1 pseudogene is annotated in these 1,186 nt (G+C 47.0%); it reads right to left on the reverse strand.

What is annotated here, in order from left to right:
* Positions 1–113 precede the first annotated feature (113 nt).
* A pseudogene (locus DW49_RS01000000128135) lies at positions 114–1,080 on the reverse strand (MFS transporter); the annotation flags it as partial.
* Positions 1,081–1,186 lie beyond the last annotated feature (106 nt).

Consider the following 1,186-nt stretch of genomic DNA (forward strand, 5'->3'; position numbering starts at 1 on the left):
TTTTCGAAATAAGTTACCCATAACCTGCAAGCTAAGCTATTGATAAGATTTGAATTTTCCGTTAGTTGGTGGCTGATTTTTTCGAAAACAGTACACTAGGCGGGGCTTGCAGACTACTCAGATGTACTCATCCAAGCCACCTGACTTCCTGATCTCCATGCAAGCCCGCTGACGGCAACAAGCGCCAGCAACACTGAATAGACCCAATATGCACCCACCAAGTCGTAAGACCATCCCGCTAAAATGACGCCTAACAGCCCGGCAAAGCGGCTTATGAAATCTATTGCACCGTACCAACTTCCAATAACTTCTTTGGGCAATGTCAGCTGTATGACGCTGGCCGTGCTACGGAAGTAGACCGTGGTACCAAACTGGAATAAAAACATTCCAACGGCGACCCCGAAAAAATGACTTCGAAGCCACAAGGTAATTGTGATACCTACGAACATTAGCGCATGAGCGGACAGTAGTGTCGTTTTAAAGCTTTCACTTCGAAGCGCGGAGAGGGTAAGACCTCCCAGCACAGCTCCCGTGGTCCCCAGTGCATAAAGATAGCCTGTCTGTTCAGGAGAAAATGCATGAAAGTCTCGAAGAAAGGGAATCCATAAAAGTGACAGTACGCTTATTACCAGAACGCAAGTAGAATAAGAACCCAAGAAGCCGCGCCACTGGGGGTGACCTTAGAAGACTAATGGTAGCTGAAGAAGCGCCAATGATACTTTCGTGAAATCGCTCTTTGAATGATGACGGCTCAGTGTCTGCACCAGGTGTAGGTGTACTTTTTCTCGCGGCCGTCGAATAGAGACTGAGTGCAAGAAATAAGGCACCTACCATAAAGACAATTGAGGCAGTGAGGGCCAAGGACAGGCCTACCTGGAAAATCACCAGCGCACCAATGGCAGGACCTGCTGCTCTGGCAACGCCATTGACAACTGAAAGAAAACCGTTAACCCGTACGATCTCACTTCTCGAAAAAAGAAACGGAATGAACGAAAACATGATAAGACGGACGTATTGATGTACCAGATCCACCAAAAAAGCAAAGAACCATACCAACTCGACAGAACCACCTAGTGTGCTGTCTCAAAAATAAATGCTCTGTAAAATCGTCTATTCTTGCTCGTTGATTACACCGTTGGAGGCGAAGAAATGAGCGCCCAAGATATCGTCCTGAGTCCTGAAGAAA

Origin of the sequence: Pseudomonas avellanae BPIC 631, assembly GCF_000444135.1 — a bacterium.
GTDB lineage: Bacteria > Pseudomonadota > Gammaproteobacteria > Pseudomonadales > Pseudomonadaceae > Aquipseudomonas > Aquipseudomonas avellanae.